The sequence below is a fragment of the Klebsiella sp. CN_Kp104 genome (assembly GCF_040064515.1).
In the GTDB taxonomy this organism is placed as follows: Bacteria; Pseudomonadota; Gammaproteobacteria; order Enterobacterales; family Enterobacteriaceae; genus Klebsiella; species Klebsiella aerogenes.
Genome location: NZ_JBEAII010000029.1, coordinates 62,198 through 81,077, shown reverse-complemented (window position 1 = coordinate 81,077; position 18,880 = coordinate 62,198). Strand labels below are relative to the sequence as shown.

Genomic DNA, 18,880 nt, shown 5'->3' with positions numbered 1-18,880 from the left:
ACAGATACAGGACTAAGTAACATGTCTAAAATTTTTGATTTCGTAAAACCGGGCGTCATCACTGGCGACGACGTTCAGAAAGTGTTCCAGGTAGCTAAAGAAAACAACTTTGCTCTGCCAGCGGTAAACTGCGTGGGTACTGATTCCATCAACGCCGTTCTGGAAGCTGCTGCGAAAGTTCGTTCTCCGGTTATCGTACAGTTCTCTAACGGCGGCGCTGCGTTCATCGCGGGCAAAGGCGTGAAAACTGACGTTCCGCAGGGCGCTGCTATCCTCGGCGCTATCTCTGGCGCGCATCACGTTCACCAGATGGCTGAACACTACGGCGTGCCGGTTATTCTGCACACTGACCACTGCGCGAAGAAACTGCTGCCGTGGATCGACGGTCTGCTGGACGCGGGTGAAAAACACTTCGCTGCCACTGGCAAACCGCTGTTCTCTTCCCACATGATCGACCTGTCCGAAGAGTCCCTGCACGAAAACATCGAGATCTGCTCTAAGTACCTGGCTCGCATGGCCAAAATGGGCATGACTCTGGAAATCGAACTGGGCTGCACCGGCGGTGAAGAAGACGGCGTGGACAACAGCCACATGGACGCTTCCGCACTGTACACCCAGCCGGAAGACGTTGATTACGCGTACACCGAGCTGAGCAAAATCAGCCCGCGCTTCACCATCGCCGCTTCCTTCGGTAACGTACACGGCGTTTACAAGCCGGGTAACGTGGTTCTGACCCCGACTATCCTGCGCGACTCTCAGGAATATGTTTCTAAGAAACACAACCTGCCGCACAACAGCCTGAACTTCGTCTTCCACGGCGGTTCCGGTTCTTCCGCTCAGGAAATCAAAGACTCCGTCAGCTACGGCGTTGTGAAAATGAACATCGATACCGATACCCAATGGGCGACCTGGGACGGTATCCTGCAGTACTACAAAGCGAACGAAGCTTACCTGCAGGGCCAGCTGGGCAACCCGAAAGGCGAAGACCAGCCGAACAAGAAATACTACGACCCGCGCGTATGGCTGCGTGCCGCTCAGACCTCTATGGTGACCCGTCTGGAGCAGGCATTCAAAGAGCTGAACGCGATCGACGTTCTGTAATTTAGCTTGCTGCGAGGTAATGAAGGGAAACGGCGTTTCCTTTTATTACCGGCATAAAAAAGGCTTCCTGCGGGAAGCCTTTTTTTTAGCGACTTACACAGGTCCCTTTCTCCCCGGCTAATATCTGTGGCGCATCCTTTAACGCGCCGATAAAGGCGTTATTTCCGGTCTGTTTGACAAACTGAATGACCGCTTCCGCTTTCGGCCCCATTGCGCCGTCCGGCGCGGCAAATGGCGCGAGCGTTGCAATGGTGGCGTGATGCAACGGGCGAGCCTGCGGCGTCCCCCAGTCAACATAGACCGCATCGGCATCCGTCAGTATCAGCAGGTGGTCGGCATGAATGGCGCTGGCAAGCGCCGCCGCCGTCAGATCTTTATCGATAACCGCTTCGACTCCCCGGTAACCGTGAGTATCGGCAACCACCGGGATCCCGCCTCCGCCGCAGCAAATCACCAGATGACCGGCATCCATCAGCGTCTGAATGGCCGCGCTATCAACAATATTTAGCGGTCTGGGGGAAGGGACCACCCGACGGATATAGTCGCCATCCGCTTTCATCTGCCAACCATAGCGTTTTTCCAGTTCCGCCTGCTGCTGCGGCGGATAAACCGGGCCAATATATTTCCCCGGCGCCGCGAAAGCGTCATCATTTGCCGCCACCTCTACGCGCGTCATCAGGGTGCTGACCGGCGCACCGGCGTACTGCATCAGTTCCTGAGCGATAGCGAAGCCTATCATCCCCTGACTTTCCGCGACCAGAATATCCAGCGGCCAGGCGGGAGATTCCTGATAGGCGGCGTTTTGCAGCGCCAGCAATCCGACCTGCGGGCCATTGCCGTGTACGATCACCAGTTGGTAATCGCGGGCTAATTCCGCCGCCATCCGGGCAAAAAGTTGAATGCTGCGCTGTTGGTTTTCCGCGCTGAGCACTTCTCCGCGCTGCAGCAGTGCGTTACCACCCAGCGCAATGACGATTTTCTTTTTCATGATGACCTCATTGAATTATAGAAGTGCGCTAAAAATATCGTTTTAGCGGCCAGGTAATGTGATGAGATCGCCACTTTATCGAGAGTAAAAAATATCTCGCTAATAAATATTATATTCGCTGGTTTTATTTAAATGTTTTTAAAGATGATTATTAGATTTTTTTTAATAATTTCGTCAGCAGTCTTTAGGAATTTAAAACAATGGATTTTGTGTGACTTTGTTCAAATGAAATACATGGTTACCCCGATATGGTTAGCAGAGTTAAAACATCAATCCTTCACCCATCCGCTGGGATGGCCTGAGGTGAATATTGCCGGGAGATAGCTTATGTCAGGAACGTATGAGGTAACCGAGGTGACCAAAAGAAAAGGAATACCCGCCTGGTGGGTCACGGTATTTCTTTTCTGGTTAGGTTGGGTATTTATGTATGCCGATCGCACGGTATTAAATCCAGTGATGGGCGAACTGGAAAAAGAATTTGGTTTAAGCGGTACGCAATTAGGAGTGCTCAACTCCGTATTTTATTTTTCTTATGCATTGCTGCAGGTGCCGGCGGGGATCCTCGGGGACAAAATCGGTAAGAAAAAAGTGCTGGTGCCTGGGTTTATTCTGTTTGGCGTTTTTACCGCGGTCACCGGTTGGGTAAAAAGCTGGTATATGCTGCTGTTTGCCCGCGTGGTCACCGGCGCAGGCGAGGGGACATATTATGGCCCGCAGTACGGATTGTCTTCCGAGCAGATCCCGAAAAAGTTCCGCTCGCTGGGTAGCGCGATTATCAATAGCGGAATGGCCTTTGGCATCGCGTTGGGTCTGATGACCTCCAGTTGGCTGGTTTATGACCAGGGTTACTCCTGGCGGATGCCGTTTTATGCCATGGCGATACCTTCGGTGCTGGTAGGGGTTGCTATCTGGCTCTTTGTGAAAGAGAAAAAACGCACCGCCGACGCCGAGGGCAAGCCGGTACAAAAAGGCAAATTTAGCGATCTGTTGAAGAATCGTAATTTAATTCTGACCTATATCATGGTGTTCTGCAGCCTGTTTGGTTTCTTCGTTATTCTGACCTGGCTTCCTTATTATCTGCAAAACGAGCGCGGTATTGCCGGTAGCGAAACCGGGTTTATTTCGTCGCTGGTCGCGTGGATCTCTATTCCCGGCGCGCTGTTGTTCTCGGGGCTGTCGGATAAATTAGGCCGCCGCAAACCGTTAATTTTATTCCTCGTGCCGGTGGCGATTGCCAGCATGCTTTCCATTATTTGGATGCCGAGTATGACCGGCGTCATCGTGGCGCTGTGCGTGTACGGCCTGGTTGGCAAACTGGCGCTGGATCCGGTGCTGGTGGCGCTGGTCGCCGATAGCGTCGATGAGACCAATTACAGTACCGCGTTTGGTTTATTTAATTTTATTGGGATGAGCTCATCGATTCTGGCGCCAATTATTGCAGGGGCGGCGCGTGATATTACCGGCAGTCTGGCTTCGAGTTTTTATGTTTCCGCGGCGCTGCTGGTCATTGGTCTGGTCGCCATGCTGTTTTTAAAAGAAAAACGCACATAAAGAGGTAGCGGTAATGATTTACGCTTTTATTAAAAAGGGAAGCTTTCAGGATTCCGTAAGCCTGATGATTATCTCCCGAAAATTAAGTGAACGCCCGGAAGTGGATCAGGTTTCGGTCATGATGGGTACCCCGGCGAATAAATCGATGCTGGAGTCGACCGGATTCTGGCACCCGGATTTCGCCGAGGCGACGCCCAACGATATTTGTGTCGCAGTCCGCACGCAGGAAGCGCAGCCGGAAATTCTCGATTTAATCCGTGAACAATTAGAGAAAGAGCTGAGCGCTATCGCTAATGCATCGGGCAGTTCAACGCAGCTGGTCAAGGCGCGGCGCTGGGAGAGCGCCTGCCAGAAATTACCGGACGCGAATCTGTTGCTGGTTTCGGTGGCAGGCGAGTACGCCGCCGGGGTGGCGAAAGAGGGATTGTTAGCCAATAAGAGCGTGATGCTGTTTTCCGATAACGTCCCGCTGGAGCAAGAAGTTGAACTGAAAACGCTGGCTCGCGAGAAGGGGCTCATTGTAATGGGTCCGGACTGCGGGACGGCGATGATCGCCGGTAGTCCACTGGCTTTCGCTAACGTTTTGCCGCAGGGCGGAATTGGCGTCATCGGCGCATCGGGGACCGGCATCCAGGAAATCACCTCGCAGGTGGCGCTGCATCAACAGGGAATTAGCCACGCCATCGGCCTTGGCGGGCGCGATCTCAGCGCCGAAGTCGGCGGTATCAGCGCCCTGACCGCGCTGGAGATGCTGGCGGCCGATAGCGCGACGCAGGTTATCGCTTTTGTCTCCAAACCGCCTTCGCCACAGGTGCGTGCCCGCATCATTGCCGCCATGCAAAAACAGAATAAACCGGTGGTGGCGCTGTTCCTCGGCAGCCGTGCCGAGCAGCGCCGCGAGGGCAACGTCTGGCTGGCGAACTCGCTGGCGGACGCCGCGCAACTGGCGGTACTGCTGATGCGGGTCGCGCAACAGCGGCAGAGCCAGCCGCAGGTTGCAGGCAAGGGGATTTATGGCCTGTACGCTGGCGGTACCCTTGCCGCCGAGGCCGCGATGCTGCTTTCCGCCCATCTGGGAGTGCCGGTCAGCGACAGCCACGCCGACGGTGTGATGCTGGAAGCCGGCGGGCATCGCATTGTCGACCTTGGCGACGATAGCTACACCCTCGGCAGACCGCACCCGATGATCGACCCCACCACCCGCAGCATTGAAATTGAGAAGCTGGCGGCGATGCCGGAAGTTGGCGTGCTGTTGCTGGATGTGGTGCTGGGCTATGGCGCCTGCGCCGATCCCGCCGGGGCAGTGGTTGAGGCCATCGAGCAGGTTCGCCGTAAACGTGTCGCGCCGTTGGTAGTTATCGCCACCATGACCGGTACCGATGCCGACCCGCAGGGCCGTAGCGAGCAGATAGCCATCCTGGACAATGCCGGGGTCGCGGTGGTCGAAACCCTCGAAGAGGCGACGCTACTGGCGGTTAGCCTGACGCAGCATCAGCCGCAGAGCGAATCGACAGCGCATAACCCGCTGCTCGACGGCGTGCAGGTCATTAATGCCGGGTTGCGCAGCTTCGCGCTGGATCTACAAAGCAGCGGTACGCCGGTAGTGCATTATCAGTGGGCGCCCGTTGCCGGCGGTAACGCTCGTCTTGCCAGTTTACTCAAGCAGTTACATTAAGTTCAGAGGTATGGATATGTACTCATCAATTGCACAGGCTAACGAAGCCATTATCGAACGAATTAAAGCCGCGCGCCCGCATTGGGTTGCCGTCCGCCCTGCGAAAGAGGCGGTGGCTGAATTATCTTCTGGACGTAAATTACTGCACGCCGGGCCGCCAATCGCCTGGCAAGAGATGACCGGGCCGATGCGCGGAGCCTGTATCGGCGCTTCGTTGTTTGAAGGCTGGGCGACGAGCGAAGAAGAAGCCGTGCGGATGCTGGAGCAGGGAGAGGTGGAATTCATCCCTTGTCATCACGTGGGCGCGGTGGGGCCGATGGGCGGGATCACCTCGGCGAACATGCCGGTGCTGGTGGTGCGCGATATGGTTCATGGCAACCAATCCTGCTGCAACCTGAACGAAGGGATCGGCAAAGTGATGCGCTTCGGCGCTTACGGCGAGGATGTGCAAACGCGTCTGCGCTGGATGCGCGACACGCTCGCGCCGGTGCTGCAGGAGGCGCTGTCGCGGATGGAAAACGGCGTTGACCTGACGGCGATGATGGCGCAGGCGATTACCATGGGCGATGAGTTTCACCAGCGTAATATCGCCGCCTCGTCGCTGCTGCTGCGCACGCTATCGCCGGTCATTGCCGGCCTGGATCGGCCGAATGCGGAAATTGTCGCCGTGCTGCAGTTCCTCAGCGTCACCGATCAGTTCTTCCTCAACCTGGCGATGGCTTACAGCAAAGCGGTGATGGATGCGGCGGCGGAAATCAAAGCCGGCTCGGTGGTGACCGCCATGACCCGCAATGGCCGCGAGTTCGGCATTCGCGTTAGCGGTACCGGCGATCGCTGGTTTACCGCACCGGTGAATACGCCGCAGGGGCTGTTCTTCACCGGCTACAGCCAGGCGGATGCTAACCCGGATATCGGCGATAGCGCGATTACCGAAACGCTGGGGATCGGCGGCGCGGCGATGATTGCCGCCCCGGGCGTGACGCGGTTCGTCGGCGCTGGCGGAATGGGCGCGGCGCTGGAAACATCTGAAGAAATGTCTGAAATCTATCTTGCCAACAACCCGCTGTTCCAGATCCCATCATGGGATTTCAAAGGCGCCTGTCTGGGGCTGGATGTTCGTCGGGTCGTAGAAACCGGCATCACGCCGCTTATCAATACCGGTATTGCCCACCGCGAAGCAGGGATAGGTCAGGTGGGGGCGGGAACCGTTCGCGCGCCGCTGCTGTGCTTTGAAAAGGCGCTGGAAGCGTTAGCGGAACTGCACCACATCACTGCCTGAGTCGAGAAAGGGGCGGCGCTGCCGCCCCGGAGAGACGTCGATGAAAACCCTCAATGCGCTGGCCTGTACCGGCCTTGAACAGTTAGCCGATGGCGTGTGGCAGCGTCATAGCCGGTTTTCACAGGCGGTTAATTTCGTCCACGCCGATGGGACTTTACTGACGTTGTTTCGCTACGGCAAAGGTATGGGTCCGACGGGGATTCTGCTTAGCAGCACACAGTTTGCGCAGTTGGCTAATCTTCCGCGGCTGGTTAAGCAAGGGCGCTTGTTATGGGGGGCGGGAGTCGCCATCCGCCCGCGTCGGACGCTCAAACTTCGCTTTCCCGTCGGCCACTCGTTTCCTCTCGATCTTTCGTCTTATTCATGTCAGAGCGGACTTCGCGTTGCGCTCAATCAACCGTTAGCGGATATGCCGCTTTATTCATCTATTATGGGCGAGCTTGAGCGCTGGCGGCACGGCGATCTCCCGGACTGGGGATGGCTGATTGGCAACGGGCCGGGATTAACCCCCAGCGGCGATGATATGCTCGCCGGGATGTTGGCGATGCTGTACGGCGCCGGTTTTTCTGACCGCCTGCACGCGTTTATCCCCCCGGCGGATCAACTTACCTCGCTGACAACTTCGGTAAGCTGTAGCTATCTGAATAGCGCCAGGCGCGGCGAGTTTTCGCTGCCGGTGGTTAAGGTAATGCGCGGGCTGCGGTCGACAGGCGATCCCAGGCGGGCAATTCAGCGTTTGCTGGCGGTAGGTCATACTTCTGGGGCTGATACGCTGCTGGGGATGGCATTCGCGCAGCACTGGTTACAGAGAGTGGATTCAAGGAGAACGCATGCTCGATCAGGAAACCATCCGCACGTTTATACAGGTCGCCGAGACCGGGAGTTTCTCCCGCGCGGCCAGCCTGCTGCACAAAACGCCGGCGGCGATTAGCTATCGTATCAAAACGCTGGAGGAGCAGGTGGCAACGCAGCTCTTCTTACGCACGACCCGCTCGGTAAGCCTGACGCTGGCCGGGCAACATCTGCTTGAGCACTGTCGGCAGTGGTTGAACTGGCTGGACGTGATGCCCGATGAACTCCAGCAGATTAATGCCGGCGTCGAAAGACAGGTTAATATCGTTATCAATAATCTTCTGTATCAGCCGCAAAGCGCCGCGGATCTTCTGACCTGGCTACATCAGCAGTTTCCCTTTACCCGCTTTCAGCTTTCCCGCCAGGTCTATATGGGGGTCTGGGACTCTTTGCTATACGACGATTTCCAGCTGGCGATTGGCGTCACCGGCTCGGAATCCCTGTCCAACAATATCTCTTTATTGCCGCTCGGCGATATTCGCTGGCAGTTTGTGGTGGCGCAGAATCATCCCCTTGCCAGTCACCCCGCGGCGGTACTCTCCGACGACGCGCTACGCCGCTATCCGGCAATTAACATTGAGGATACGTCGCGGACTCTGACGCGTCGTGTCGCCTGGCTGCTCAATGGGCAAAAAGAGATCAAGGTTCCGGATCTCAGCACCAAGTTGGCCTGCCATCTTAGCGGTCTGGGGGTCGGCTTTTTGCCAGAAAGAATGTGCCGCGCTTACCTGGAGTCCGGCGCGCTGGTGGCCCGTGCGGTCGCCAACCCCCGCCAGCCTTCGCCGCTCTCCGTTGCCTGGAAGAATGCCGGCAGCGGTAAAGTTGTCAGTGAAATCGCCAGGGCGTTCGAGCGCAAAGAGGCATTAGTCAGCGGTTTTTTGCGGATGGTGGATTGTCCTGCGCAAGCGTAATGCTGCGTTAGTTTCAACTGGATCAGATTGAGAAATGGCATCTTCGGTGGTTTTTGTTTACCTTTAAAAGGTCATTTTCGTGAGAATGATCTCATTTGCTTTTTTTTGATATGACCCAAGGATTACTAAATGGAAGATTTGAACGTTGTCGATAGCATCAACCATGCCGGGACCTGGCTGGCGCGCAACCAGGAGTTGCTGCTGAGCTATGCCGTCAACATCGTTGCCGCTATCGTTATCCTGATCATCGGGATGATCGTGGCGCGCATCGTTTCTAACACCGTCAACCGCCTGATGCTGGCGCGTAAGATCGACGCAACTGTCGCCGATTTTCTCTCTGCGCTGGTGCGCTATGCGATTATCGCTTTTACGCTGATTGCCGCTCTGGGCCGCGTTGGCGTGCAGACTGCCTCAGTGATTGCCGTGCTGGGCGCCGCCGGTTTGGCCGTGGGTCTGGCGCTGCAGGGGTCGTTGTCGAACCTTGCCGCAGGCGTGCTGCTGGTGATGTTCCGCCCGTTCCGCGCCGGTGAATATGTCGATCTCGGCGGCATCGCGGGCACCGTGCAGAACGTGCAGATTTTCTCCACTACTCTGCGTACCGTCGATGGCAAAATCGTGGTGGTGCCGAACGGCAAAATCATCGCTGGCAATATCATTAACTTCTCCCGTGAGCCGGCGCGCCGTAATGAGTTTATTATCGGCGTCTCCTACGATGCCGATATCGATAAGGTGAAACAACTGCTGACCGCGATTATCGAATCCGACGACCGCATTCTGCGCGATCGCGAAATGACCGTTCGTCTTAACGAACTGGGCGCCTCTTCGGTAAACTTCGTGGTTCGCGTATGGAGCAAAAGCAGCGACCTGCAAAACGTCTACTGGGACGTGCTGGAGCGCATTAAGCGCGATTTCGACGCCAACGGCATCAGCTTCCCGTATCCGCAGATGGACGTACACATGGTGAATCAGCAGGAAAAAGCGCAGTAATTTTTTCCAGCAATGGTGCAAGACCGGCACTGCCGGTCTTTTTTTGTCTTTGTATATTAGCTTTGCTTATTAATGATTAAAATTATCAATTTCCGCTAATGTTGACGGCGCGCTATATTCTCCGGCATTAACGATGAAACCGGAAAATAAAACGATGCTATCTTATTACTTTCAAGGGCTTGCGCTGGGCGCGGCGATGATCCTGCCGCTCGGGCCGCAAAACGCTTTCGTGATGAATCAGGGGATCCGCCGCCAGTATCATTTAATGATTGCGCTGTTGTGCGCGCTTAGCGATCTGGCGTTGATCTGCGCCGGAATTTTCGGCGGTAGCGCGCTGCTGATGCAGTCGCCGTGGCTGCTGGCGCTGGTCACCTGGGGCGGCGTCGCTTTCCTGTTATGGTACGGCTTCGGCGCCTTGAAAACGGCGATGAGCAATAATCTCGAGCTGGCCAGCGCCGAGGTCATGAAGCAGGGGCGCTGGAAAATCATCGTCACCATGCTGGCGGTGACCTGGCTTAATCCTCATGTTTATCTCGATACCTTTGTGGTGCTCGGAAGCCTCGGCGGACAGCTGGCGGTCGAGCCCAAACGCTGGTTCGCGCTGGGGACGATTAGCGCGTCATTCTTATGGTTCTTCGGCCTGGCGCTGCTGGCCGCGTGGCTGGCGCCGCGTTTACGTACCGCGCGGGCGCAGCGAATCATCAACGTGCTTGTCGGGCTGGTGATGTGGTTTATCGCCCTGCAGTTGGCAAAAGATGGCCTGCAACATATACAGATGCTCATCAACCAGGCTTAGTCCGATGGACTTTCCGCGCGTAAGCGCTAAGCTAGCTGGCATGCGTCCTTAAAATGGGCGACCTAAGCAAGATGGAGAAACGACAGTGAAGTTAAAAGTCTTAGCCCTGGCGGCAGCACTCGGATTCAGCACTATGGCGGCGCAGGCAAGTGAATTGCCGGATGGCCCGCACATTGTGACTTCAGGCACAGCAAGCGTTGCAGCGGTTCCGGATATCGCCACTCTGGCGATTGAAGTTAACGTCGCGGCAAAAGATGCGGCATCGGCAAAAAAACAGGCTGACGATCGCGTTGCGCAATATCTCTCTTTCCTCGAAAAGAGCGGCATTGCCAAAAAGGATATCAGCTCGGCAAACCTGCGTACCCAACCTGATTACGACTATCAGAACGGCAAAAGCATCCTCAAAGGCTATCGCGCGGTGCGTACCGTCGAAGTAACCCTGCGTCAGCTCGATAAGCTGAATGGCCTGCTGGACGGCGCGCTGAAAGCGGGGCTGAATGAAATTCGTTCCGTATCGCTGGGCGTTGCGCAACCTGACGCCTATAAAGATAAAGCGCGTAAAGCGGCTATTGATGATGCGGTACATCAGGCGCAGGAACTGGCTGCTGGCTTCCACAGCAAGCTGGGTCCGGTCTATAGCGTGCGTTACCATGTTTCCAACTATCAGCCGAGCCCGATGGTTCGCATGATGAAAGCGGCTGACGCCGCGCCGGTCTCCGCGCAGGAAACCTACGAGCAGGCGACCATCCAGTTTGATGATCAGGTTGACGTGGTCTTTGAACTGCAGCCAGCACAGGCCGCCGCGCCTGCCGCGCCGGCAAAACCAGCTGAAGCGCCGAAACCGGCTCAGTAAGCCGTAGCGACAAAAAAGCCACTTCACTGAAGTGGCTTTTTTTATGCCCGCCGTTTAATCCTGGCGCAGCACCTTGTGGCCGTAATCAATAAGCGCATCGGTCACCCGGCGCATCATGCGGCTTTCCGGCGCAAAGCGGTGCCAGTAGAGCATCCGGCGCTGGAACAGCCCCGGCGTCAGGTCGATAAGCTCGCCGCTCTTCAGCTCTTTCTCGATCTGCAGATGCGGGATCATACAGCAGGTGGTGCCCTGACGCGCCAGCTGCACGAAGGCCTCCGACGAGTTGACGATATGGCAGGGCACGCTGCCCGGCGGCAGGTCGAAGTTTTGCTGCAGGAACGCCTGGTGCATATCGTCGAGATGATCGAAGGCGACCACCGGCGCTTTCAGCAGCGCAGAACGCGTTACCCCGTTAGGGAAATAGCGTTGCGCAAACTCCTTCGAGGCGACGAACAGGTAATCGAGCGCGCCGAGTTGATCGACCAGGCAGCTTGGCAGCGCCTGCGGCTGAATACTCACCGCGCCGACCACTTCCCCACGGCGCAAGCGCTCCTGGGTGCGGGTTTCATCTTCAACCTGCAGATTGAGGCGAATAGGGGAGTCGGATAGCACGTTGGCCAGCGCCGGCAGCAGCCAGGTCGCCAGACTGTCGGCGTTGACCGCCAACGACAGCAGCAGCGGCGTGGAGCCGGTCTGCTCATCGCCCAGCCACTCTTCTTCCAGCAGCTCAACCTGGCGCAGCAGAGCCAACAGTTTTTGCCCCTGCTCGGTCGGGCGCGGCGGTACGGTACGCACCAGCAGCGGTTGGCCAAACATGTTTTCCAGCTGTTTGATACGCTGTGAGACGGCGGACTGTGTAATGCATAGCTTCTGCGCGGCGCGCTCAAACCCACGTTCCCTAATCACCGCATCCAGCGCTTGTAATGTTCTGTAGTCCGGTCGTTTCATTATTCTGGCGTACCCCCATAACTTTTCGTTAACCCGCACTATGACATAAATTTGTTTTTGATAAAGACGAAAATGGTCTGCTCAGATGTGTGATCGCCATCGCAGGGACATTTCATCCGCCGATGTTCTATAATGCGCGGTAAGTATTCACATCTCGGACGATAATCATGACGCAGGATGAACTGAAAAAAGCAGTCGGCTGGGCAGCGCTGCAATATGTACAACCGGGCACCATTGTCGGTGTCGGCACCGGCTCCACGGCGGCGCATTTTATTGATGCGCTTGGGACCATGAAAGGGCAGATCGAAGGCGCGGTCTCCAGCTCCGACGCCTCCACCGAGAAGCTGAAAAGCCTCGGTATCCCGGTATTCGACCTTAACTCCGTTGACCGCCTCGGCATCTACGTTGACGGCGCGGATGAAATTAACGGCCACATGCAGATGATCAAAGGCGGCGGCGCGGCGCTGACCCGCGAAAAGATCATCGCCTCGGTTGCCGATAAGTTTATCTGTATCGCCGACGCCTCTAAGCAGGTTGATATCCTCGGCAACTTCCCGCTGCCGGTGGAAGTGATCCCAATGGCGCGTAGCGCCGTCGCGCGTCAACTGGTGAAACTGGGCGGCCGCCCGGAATATCGTCAGGGCGTGGTGACGGATAACGGCAACGTGATCCTCGATGTATACGGCCTGGAAATTCTTGACGCTATCGCGCTGGAAAACGCCATTAACGGTATCCCGGGCGTGGTGACCGTCGGGTTGTTCGCCAACCGCGGCGCCGACGTGGCGCTGATCGGTACCGCCGACGGCGTGAAGACCATCGTCAACAAATAAGACGATCGGGGGGAAGTTTCGCGCTTCCCCCTAAATTTTTTTCTATGGCCTTAATTTGGTGACTTGTGTCACATTTACGTAACCTTTCTGAGTAACAATCTGCCATCTATTCTCTTTCTGGTGTTTTGTCCTGTCTTTTGCTTCAACGTGATATTTCTTCAGGTCGGCGAGGCAAACGTTCATATTGCCGCGATAGTTTTTTTTGATATGTTGCTGGAAGAGTTTTTGTTCAGCACGACATCAGTACCAATAAAAACAGGACGGGGAAATGGCTAAGGTATCACTGGAAAAAGACAAGATTAAATTTCTGCTCGTTGAAGGCGTGCATCAGAAAGCAATCGATAACCTTCGTGCGGCAGGTTACACCAACATCGAATTTCACAAAGGCGCGCTCGATACTGAAGAGCTGAAAGCGTCGATCCGTGATGCCCATTTTATCGGCCTGCGTTCCCGTACTCATCTGACTGAAGAGATCTTCGCCGCGGCGGAAAAACTGGTGGCGGTGGGCTGCTTCTGTATCGGCACCAATCAGGTCGATCTGGATGCGGCGGCAAAGCGCGGTATCCCGGTATTTAACGCCCCGTTCTCGAACACCCGTTCGGTGGCTGAGCTGGTCATCGGCGAGCTGCTGCTGATGCTGCGCGGCGTGCCGGAAGCTAACGCCAAGGCCCATCGCGGCGTGTGGAATAAGCAGGCGGTAGGCAGCTTTGAAGCGCGCGGCAAAAAACTGGGGATTATCGGTTACGGCCATATCGGCACCCAGCTCGGCATTCTGGCGGAATCACTGGGGATGCACGTCTATTTTTATGATATCGAAAACAAACTGCCGCTGGGCAACGCCACGCAGGTTCAGCATCTCTCCGACCTGCTGAACATGAGCGATGTCGTTAGCCTGCACGTGCCGGAAAACGCCTCCACCAAAAACATGATGGGGCCGGAAGAACTGGCGCTGATGAAGCCGGGCGCGCTGCTGATCAACGCCTCTCGCGGCACGGTGGTCGATATCCCGGCGCTGTGCGATGCGCTGTCGCGTAAACACCTGGCCGGCGCGGCCATTGACGTCTTCCCGACGGAGCCGGCGACCAACAGCGATCCGTTTAACTCTCCGCTGTGCGAATTCGATAACGTGATCCTGACGCCGCATATCGGCGGTTCAACTCAGGAAGCGCAGGAAAACATTGGTCTGGAAGTGGCAGGCAAGCTGGCGAAGTATTCCGATAACGGTTCTACGCTGTCGGCGGTGAACTTCCCGGAGGTTTCTCTGCCGCTGCACGGCGGACGCCGTCTGCTGCATATTCATGAAAACCGCCCGGGCATCCTGACGGCGCTTAACCAGATTTTCGCCGCGCAGAACATCAACATCGCCGCCCAGTATCTGCAAACGACTCCGCAGATGGGCTATGTGGTAATTGATATCGAAGCCGATGGCGACGTCGCGCAGCAGGCGCTGCTGGCGATGAAAGCGATCCCGGGCACCATCCGCGCCCGTCTGCTGTACTAATTTGTTGTTGCCTCACGGGCAGGTCGCATACCTGCCCGTATTTTTTTAACGCCTTCCGGGCGCAATTCTCGAACCCACATCACTTTCTACCAGCGCCAGGTTTTACCTGGCGTAATCACCGCCGGCAGCGGTATATCCCACTGTTCGCTCGGCAGCGTATCCACCTGCTGGCAGTCGTGGGCGTAGCCTACCGGCTGCAGGCGATACTGCCGCCAGTTCTGTAAAGTACGATCATAGAAACCGCCGCCCATCCCCAGGCGTTGACCGCTGGCATCGAAGGCGACCAGCGGGGTAATCAACACATCGAGCTCGGCCAGCGGCAGGACATCGCGCACGTCGAGCCTGGGTTCGTAAATCTTCAGGCGATTGAAAATCAGCTGGCTTTGCGGATGGTAATGTAAAAACAGCAGATTACCGGGGCTAAACGGATGCAGTACCGGCAGATAAACCCGCTTGCCCGCCCGCCACAATTGCTCAATCAGCGGTTGGGTGTCCAGCTCGCCGTCGAAGGAGAGGAACAGCGCCACGGTATGAGCGAGAACGACGGGCGGATACGCCATCATTCGTTCAGCGGCCTGCAGGGCGAAGCGCTGCTGCTGTTCGGCGCTAAGCGCGCGTCTACGCTCGCGGATCTGCTGGCGAATTTGCTGTCTGGAGAGCGGGATATCGGGCTGTATAGTCATGCTGGTCTCATTACGAGCAGGCGAAACGATACGGGAAAGTGTAATACAGGGCGGCACAGGCCGAAAACAACGTTGAGGGGATAATGCGAACTTAAGAAGGGAATCTCCGAGATGCCGCCGCAGGCTGTAACCCTTGAACCCTTGGTTCAAGGTGAATGCGTCGTCACAGTTTTAAGGCTTCTCGGGCGAACCGAGCATGCTCACCAACCGTGGAGCGCCACATTCTTGTGGTATGAAATATCGGCTCAGGGGACTGGCCCGCTTGCAAACATCTCAGAGAAATTTTGTTCTTGCGATTACTCTAACACAGTTAACGACAAAGTGTTATTCAAACTTCGACCCCGGTCTTTCGCTTATGCGACCTTGCTCAAGCAATGCCTGTTCGATGGTCTGCTGAAGCATGCGAATGCGCTGTTCCATACTGGAGGCGTAGTCGCGGGTCTTCGCTTTTTCCTGAGTCAACTCATAGCTGATGTTCAACGCGGCGATGAAGACCAGCTGCTCAGTATTTGTGACTCTAGTGCGTTCTTTTAAATCTTGCAACCGCTGATTAAGGTCTTCAGCTGCCTGATTCAGGGCATCCCTTTGTTCAGGCGGGCAATTCACTCGCAGTGAACGGCCAAAAATTTGGAGATCTACGGGTTGTGCAGACATGCCACCTTCCTGCTGATTGACTGCGCTGCCTTCACGTCCGAGCCCGGCTCTGCGAAGGGGCGACACTATAGCTACCCTGGTGCGGGGATACAAGCCCTTTTCTGGTTCACCAGGGTCCAAAGTGGTAGCATATCATGAATATTCCTCCCAACGATGACGAATGCGCATGTCTATACAGAACGAAATGCCTGGTTACAACGATGTAGACCAGTTACTGAACCAACAAGGGGTGGGATTAACCCCGGCCGAAATGCACGGTTTGATAAGCGGCATCCTTTGCGGCGGCAACACCGACAGCAGCTGGCAGCCCCTGGTGCATGACCTGACCAACGAAGGCCTTGCCTTTGGTCATGAACTGGCCCAGGCGCTGCGTAGCATGCATTCCGCCACCAGCGATTCGCTGGAAGATGATGGTTTCCTGTTCCAGCTGTATATGCCGGAAGGCGACAACGTCAGCGTTTTCGACCGCGCCGACGCGCTGGCGGGCTGGGTAAACCATTTCCTGCTCGGCCTTGGCGTGACCCAGCCGAAGCTGGATAAAGTGAAGGATGAGACCGGCGAAGCCATCGATGATCTGCGTAACATTGCGCAACTCGGCTACGACGAAGATGAAGACCAGGAAGAGCTGGAAATGTCTCTCGAAGAGATTATTGAGTACGTACGCGTCGCCGCGTTACTGTGCCACGATACCTTCGCGCGCCAGCAGCCAACCGCACCGGAAGTACGCAAGCCAACGTTACACTAAATAAAAACGACATTCAGGGGGCGTCATGACACAGCAGGAGTTTCTTTCTCGTCGCCAGGCATTATTGGCGCAGATGCAGCCGGGCAGCGCGGCGCTGATTTTTGCCGCGCCGGAAGCGGTACGCAGCGCAGATTCGGAATATCCCTACCGGCAGAACAGCGATTTTTGGTACTTCACCGGCTTCAACGAACCGGAAGCGCTGCTGGTGCTGATCAAAAGCGATGAAACGCACAATCATAGCGTGCTGTTTAACCGCGTTCGCGATCTGACGGCGGAAATCTGGTTTGGCCGCCGTCTGGGCCAGGATGCCGCGCCGGGTAAACTCGGCGTCGATCGCGCGCTGGCGTTTAGCGAAATCAACCAGCAGCTGTATCAACTGCTCAACGGCCTGGACGCTATCTATTTTGCCCAGGGCGAATATGCCTATGCCGATGAAATTGTGTTTAACGCCCTCGAAAAACTGCGTAAAGGTTCACGTCAGAACCTGCAGGCGCCGAACTCCGTCATCGACTGGCGGCCTGTGGTGCATGAAATGCGCCTGTTTAAATCCGCGGAAGAGCTGGAAGTGATGCGCCGCGCCGGTGAAATTTCCGCCCTTGCCCATACCCGGGCGATGGAAAAATGCCGCCCGGGCATGTTCGAATATCAGCTGGAAGGCGAAATTCTCCACGAATTCAACCGCCATGGCGCGCGTTTCCCGTCTTATAACACCATCGTTGGCGGCGGCGAAAACGCCTGCATCCTGCACTACACCGAAAACGAATCCGAACTGCGTGATGGCGATTTAGTGCTGATTGACGCCGGCTGTGAATACCGCGGCTATGCGGGCGATATCACCCGCACCTTCCCGGTTAACGGTAAATTCAGCAAACCGCAGCGTGAAATCTACGACATCGTGCTGGAATCGCTGGAAACCGCGCTGGAGCTGTATCGTCCGGGTACCTCCATTTATGAGGTTAATCAGGAAGTGGTGCGCATTATGATTACCGGCCTGGTGCGGCTGGGGATCCTGAAAGGCGAGATTGACGAGCTTATCGCCAACAACGCCCACCGCCCTTACTTCATGCATGGCCTGAGCCACTGGTTGGGTCTGGATGTGCACGATGTCGGTAATTACGACACCGACCGTTCGCGCGTGCTGGAACCGGGAATGGTGTTGACCGTCGAGCCGGGGCTGTATATCGCCACCGACGCCGACGTACCGGCACAATATCGCGGCATCGGCATTCGTATTGAAGATGACATCGTGATTACCGAAGATGGCAACGAAAATCTCACCGCCAGCGTGGTGAAGAAGGCGGATGAGATCGAGGCGCTGATGGCGGCGGCGCGCCAGTCATGAGCGTGCTGATTGTCGGCGGCGGGATGACCGGCGCGACGCTCGCGCTGGCCATCTCCCGTATGACCGGCGGCGCGCTGCCGGTTCATCTGATTGAAGCGCAGGATCCGGCGTCGTCACGCCACCCAGGTTTTGACGATCGGGCGATCGCCCTCGCTGCGGGCACCTGCCAGCAGCTGGCGCGCATCGGTATCTGGCAGAACCTTGCTAAACGAGCGACGCCTATCCAGCGGGTACACGTCAGTGACCGCGGCCATGCCGGGTTTGTAAACCTGGCGGCGGCCGATTACGGCCTGTCGGCACTGGGGCAGGTGGTTGAACTCCACGATGTCGGCCAGCGGCTGTTTAGCCTGCTGCGCGAGGCGCCGGGCGTCACCCTGCACTGTCCGGCGAAAGTGGAAGCGGTCAACCGCAGCCAGGATAGCGTCAGCCTCACCCTCGATAGCGGCGAAACGATCAACGGTAAGCTGCTGGTGGCGGCAGATGGTTCGCGTTCGTCGCTGGGCGCCCGCTGCGGCATTAGCTGGCAGCAGCAGCCCTATGAGCAACTGGCGATTATCGCCAACGTTAGCACCGCGTTGCCGCACGAAGGCCGCGCCTTCGAGCGCTTTACCGAGCACGGTCCGCTGGCGATGCTGCCGATGTCGCAAGGGCGCTGTTCGCTGGTGTGGTGCCATCCGCAGTCGCGGCGCGATGAGGTGCTGAGCTGGTCTGACGAACGTTTTTGCCAACAATTACAGCAGGCGTTCGGCTGGCGGCTGGGGCGCATTACCCATGCCGGTAAGCGTAGTGTTTATCCGCTGGCGTTAACCACCGCTATCCGTTCGGTGTCGCACCGTCTGGCGCTGGTCGGCAACGCGGCGCAGACATTACACCCGATCGCCGGGCAGGGCTTTAATCTCGGTCTGCGCGACGTGATGAGCCTGGCTGAAATGCTTGCCGACGCCCATGCGCTCGGCGAGGATGTGGGCAATTATTCTCTGCTGTGCCGCTACCAGGCGCGGCGAGCGGATGATAAAGCCGCCACCATCGGCGTGACCGATGGGCTGGTGCATCTCTTTGCCAACCGTTGGGCGCCGCTGGTGGCGGGGCGCAACGTCGGTCTGATGGCGATGGAATTATTTACCCCGGCGCGCGATGCGCTGGCGCAGCGTACCCTCGGTTGGGTTCCCCGTTAAGGAGTAGAA

Annotated in this window: 18 protein-coding genes and 1 other RNA gene; 14 read left to right on the top strand and 5 right to left on the bottom strand. The window is 56.7% G+C overall.

Features of this window, described 5'->3' with window-relative positions; all coding sequences use genetic code 11:
- Positions 1 to 21: 21 nt before the first annotated feature.
- Positions 22 to 1,101: a class II fructose-bisphosphate aldolase gene (fbaA, locus tag ABLU80_RS15325; protein ID WP_004144748.1), complete on the top strand. Its 1,080-nt coding sequence runs from the start codon at positions 22 to 24 to the stop codon at positions 1,099 to 1,101.
- An 85-nt stretch (positions 1,102 to 1,186) separates the two neighbouring features.
- Here the strand turns inward: fbaA and ABLU80_RS15320 are convergent, their stop codons facing one another.
- Positions 1,187 to 2,089 (bottom strand): carbamate kinase, encoded by a 903-nt coding sequence (locus ABLU80_RS15320; protein WP_032712505.1) that lies wholly within the window; start codon positions 2,087 to 2,089, stop codon positions 1,187 to 1,189.
- A 327-nt stretch (positions 2,090 to 2,416) separates the two neighbouring features.
- Between ABLU80_RS15320 and ABLU80_RS15315 the strand changes: the two genes are divergently transcribed.
- The 8 genes from ABLU80_RS15315 (at position 2,417) to ABLU80_RS15280 (ending at position 10,993) form a co-directional block, all read left to right on the top strand.
- A complete protein-coding gene (locus ABLU80_RS15315) occupies positions 2,417 to 3,640 on the top strand; it encodes an MFS transporter (protein WP_032706367.1) in 1,224 nt (407 codons plus the stop codon).
- Positions 3,641 to 3,653: 13 nt separating this feature from the next.
- Entirely contained in the window at positions 3,654 to 5,315 is a 1,662-nt protein-coding gene (locus ABLU80_RS15310) for an acyl-CoA synthetase FdrA (protein ID WP_063410828.1), read from the top strand.
- A gap of 16 nt (positions 5,316 to 5,331) precedes the next feature.
- Positions 5,332 to 6,594: a DUF1116 domain-containing protein gene (locus ABLU80_RS15305; protein ID WP_032712504.1), complete on the top strand. Its 1,263-nt coding sequence runs from the start codon at positions 5,332 to 5,334 to the stop codon at positions 6,592 to 6,594.
- Between the two features lie 40 nt (positions 6,595 to 6,634).
- Positions 6,635 to 7,525 carry a DUF2877 domain-containing protein gene (locus tag ABLU80_RS15300; RefSeq protein WP_063410827.1) on the top strand — a complete coding sequence of 297 codons (891 nt, stop codon included), beginning with the start codon at positions 6,635 to 6,637 and terminating at the stop codon, positions 7,523 to 7,525.
- On the top strand, positions 7,425 to 8,357 hold the full coding sequence (allS, locus tag ABLU80_RS15295; RefSeq protein ID WP_063410826.1) for an HTH-type transcriptional activator AllS: 933 nt from the start codon (positions 7,425 to 7,427) through the stop codon (positions 8,355 to 8,357). Before ABLU80_RS15300 ends, allS begins: the two co-directional genes overlap by 101 nt.
- A gap of 129 nt (positions 8,358 to 8,486) precedes the next feature.
- The gene (locus tag ABLU80_RS15290) at positions 8,487 to 9,344 is read left to right on the top strand and encodes a small-conductance mechanosensitive channel MscS (RefSeq protein WP_015369769.1); all 858 of its coding nucleotides are present in this window, start codon (positions 8,487 to 8,489) and stop codon (positions 9,342 to 9,344) included.
- A gap of 154 nt (positions 9,345 to 9,498) precedes the next feature.
- A complete protein-coding gene (gene argO, locus ABLU80_RS15285) occupies positions 9,499 to 10,140 on the top strand; it encodes an arginine exporter ArgO (RefSeq protein WP_015703435.1) in 642 nt (213 codons plus the stop codon).
- Positions 10,141 to 10,225: 85 nt separating this feature from the next.
- Complete coding sequence (locus ABLU80_RS15280) at positions 10,226 to 10,993, top strand: oxidative stress defense protein (protein ID WP_015369771.1); 768 nt, start codon at positions 10,226 to 10,228, stop codon at positions 10,991 to 10,993.
- A gap of 54 nt (positions 10,994 to 11,047) precedes the next feature.
- Here the strand turns inward: ABLU80_RS15280 and argP are convergent, their stop codons facing one another.
- A complete protein-coding gene (argP, locus tag ABLU80_RS15275; protein ID WP_008806448.1) occupies positions 11,048 to 11,941 on the bottom strand; it encodes a DNA-binding transcriptional regulator ArgP in 894 nt (297 codons plus the stop codon).
- A 167-nt stretch (positions 11,942 to 12,108) separates the two neighbouring features.
- Between argP and rpiA the strand changes: the two genes are divergently transcribed.
- Both rpiA and serA read left to right on the top strand, forming a co-directional pair.
- Positions 12,109 to 12,771 (top strand): ribose-5-phosphate isomerase RpiA, encoded by a 663-nt coding sequence (gene rpiA, locus ABLU80_RS15270; protein ID WP_348850146.1) that lies wholly within the window; start codon positions 12,109 to 12,111, stop codon positions 12,769 to 12,771.
- Between the two features lie 268 nt (positions 12,772 to 13,039).
- Positions 13,040 to 14,272, top strand: coding sequence for a phosphoglycerate dehydrogenase (gene serA / locus ABLU80_RS15265; protein ID WP_015369774.1), 1,233 nt, complete (start codon positions 13,040 to 13,042; stop codon positions 14,270 to 14,272).
- 86 nt (positions 14,273 to 14,358) lie between these two features.
- Here the strand turns inward: serA and ABLU80_RS15260 are convergent, their stop codons facing one another.
- The 3 genes from ABLU80_RS15260 to zapA all read right to left on the bottom strand — a co-directional run bounded on the left by ABLU80_RS15260 (position 14,359) and on the right by zapA (position 15,609).
- Positions 14,359 to 14,955, bottom strand: coding sequence for a 5-formyltetrahydrofolate cyclo-ligase (locus ABLU80_RS15260; RefSeq protein WP_020077968.1), 597 nt, complete (start codon positions 14,953 to 14,955; stop codon positions 14,359 to 14,361).
- A gap of 99 nt (positions 14,956 to 15,054) precedes the next feature.
- A non-coding RNA gene (gene ssrS, locus ABLU80_RS15255) (6S RNA) lies at positions 15,055 to 15,238 on the bottom strand.
- A gap of 41 nt (positions 15,239 to 15,279) precedes the next feature.
- Positions 15,280 to 15,609 (bottom strand): cell division protein ZapA, encoded by a 330-nt coding sequence (zapA, locus tag ABLU80_RS15250; protein WP_004205298.1) that lies wholly within the window; start codon positions 15,607 to 15,609, stop codon positions 15,280 to 15,282.
- A gap of 166 nt (positions 15,610 to 15,775) precedes the next feature.
- Here zapA and ABLU80_RS15245 point away from each other — a divergent pair, with 166 nt between their 5' ends.
- Genes ABLU80_RS15245 through ubiH form a run of 3 tightly spaced genes read left to right on the top strand, consistent with a single transcriptional unit; the run spans position 15,776 to position 18,871 of the window.
- Positions 15,776 to 16,354: a YecA family protein gene (locus tag ABLU80_RS15245; protein WP_015703432.1), complete on the top strand. Its 579-nt coding sequence runs from the start codon at positions 15,776 to 15,778 to the stop codon at positions 16,352 to 16,354.
- 25 nt (positions 16,355 to 16,379) lie between these two features.
- A complete protein-coding gene (gene pepP, locus ABLU80_RS15240) occupies positions 16,380 to 17,696 on the top strand; it encodes a Xaa-Pro aminopeptidase (protein ID WP_032709116.1) in 1,317 nt (438 codons plus the stop codon).
- On the top strand, positions 17,693 to 18,871 hold the full coding sequence (ubiH, locus tag ABLU80_RS15235) for a 2-octaprenyl-6-methoxyphenyl hydroxylase (RefSeq protein WP_212769243.1): 1,179 nt from the start codon (positions 17,693 to 17,695) through the stop codon (positions 18,869 to 18,871). Before pepP ends, ubiH begins: the two co-directional genes overlap by 4 nt.
- Positions 18,872 to 18,880: the final 9 nt, after the last annotated feature.

Excerpts from the sequence above, each read along its gene's own strand:
- fbaA (WP_004144748.1), top strand. The coding sequence starts at position 22 with ATGTCTAAAATTTTTGATTTCGTAAAACCGGGCGTCATCACTGGCGAC.
- ABLU80_RS15320 (WP_032712505.1), bottom strand. The coding sequence starts at position 2,089 with ATGAAAAAGAAAATCGTCATTGCGCTGGGTGGTAACGCACTGCTGCAG.
- ABLU80_RS15315 (WP_032706367.1), top strand. The coding sequence starts at position 2,417 with ATGTCAGGAACGTATGAGGTAACCGAGGTGACCAAAAGAAAAGGAATA.
- ABLU80_RS15310 (WP_063410828.1), top strand. The coding sequence starts at position 3,654 with ATGATTTACGCTTTTATTAAAAAGGGAAGCTTTCAGGATTCCGTAAGC.
- ABLU80_RS15305 (WP_032712504.1), top strand. The coding sequence starts at position 5,332 with ATGTACTCATCAATTGCACAGGCTAACGAAGCCATTATCGAACGAATT.
- ABLU80_RS15300 (WP_063410827.1), top strand. The coding sequence starts at position 6,635 with ATGAAAACCCTCAATGCGCTGGCCTGTACCGGCCTTGAACAGTTAGCC.
- allS (WP_063410826.1), top strand. The coding sequence starts at position 7,425 with ATGCTCGATCAGGAAACCATCCGCACGTTTATACAGGTCGCCGAGACC.
- ABLU80_RS15290 (WP_015369769.1), top strand. The coding sequence starts at position 8,487 with ATGGAAGATTTGAACGTTGTCGATAGCATCAACCATGCCGGGACCTGG.
- argO (WP_015703435.1), top strand. The coding sequence starts at position 9,499 with ATGCTATCTTATTACTTTCAAGGGCTTGCGCTGGGCGCGGCGATGATC.
- argP (WP_008806448.1), bottom strand. The coding sequence starts at position 11,941 with ATGAAACGACCGGACTACAGAACATTACAAGCGCTGGATGCGGTGATT.
- rpiA (WP_348850146.1), top strand. The coding sequence starts at position 12,109 with ATGACGCAGGATGAACTGAAAAAAGCAGTCGGCTGGGCAGCGCTGCAA.
- serA (WP_015369774.1), top strand. The coding sequence starts at position 13,040 with ATGGCTAAGGTATCACTGGAAAAAGACAAGATTAAATTTCTGCTCGTT.
- ABLU80_RS15260 (WP_020077968.1), bottom strand. The coding sequence starts at position 14,955 with ATGACTATACAGCCCGATATCCCGCTCTCCAGACAGCAAATTCGCCAG.
- zapA (WP_004205298.1), bottom strand. The coding sequence starts at position 15,609 with ATGTCTGCACAACCCGTAGATCTCCAAATTTTTGGCCGTTCACTGCGA.
- ABLU80_RS15245 (WP_015703432.1), top strand. The coding sequence starts at position 15,776 with ATGTCTATACAGAACGAAATGCCTGGTTACAACGATGTAGACCAGTTA.
- pepP (WP_032709116.1), top strand. The coding sequence starts at position 16,380 with ATGACACAGCAGGAGTTTCTTTCTCGTCGCCAGGCATTATTGGCGCAG.
- ubiH (WP_212769243.1), top strand. The coding sequence starts at position 17,693 with ATGAGCGTGCTGATTGTCGGCGGCGGGATGACCGGCGCGACGCTCGCG.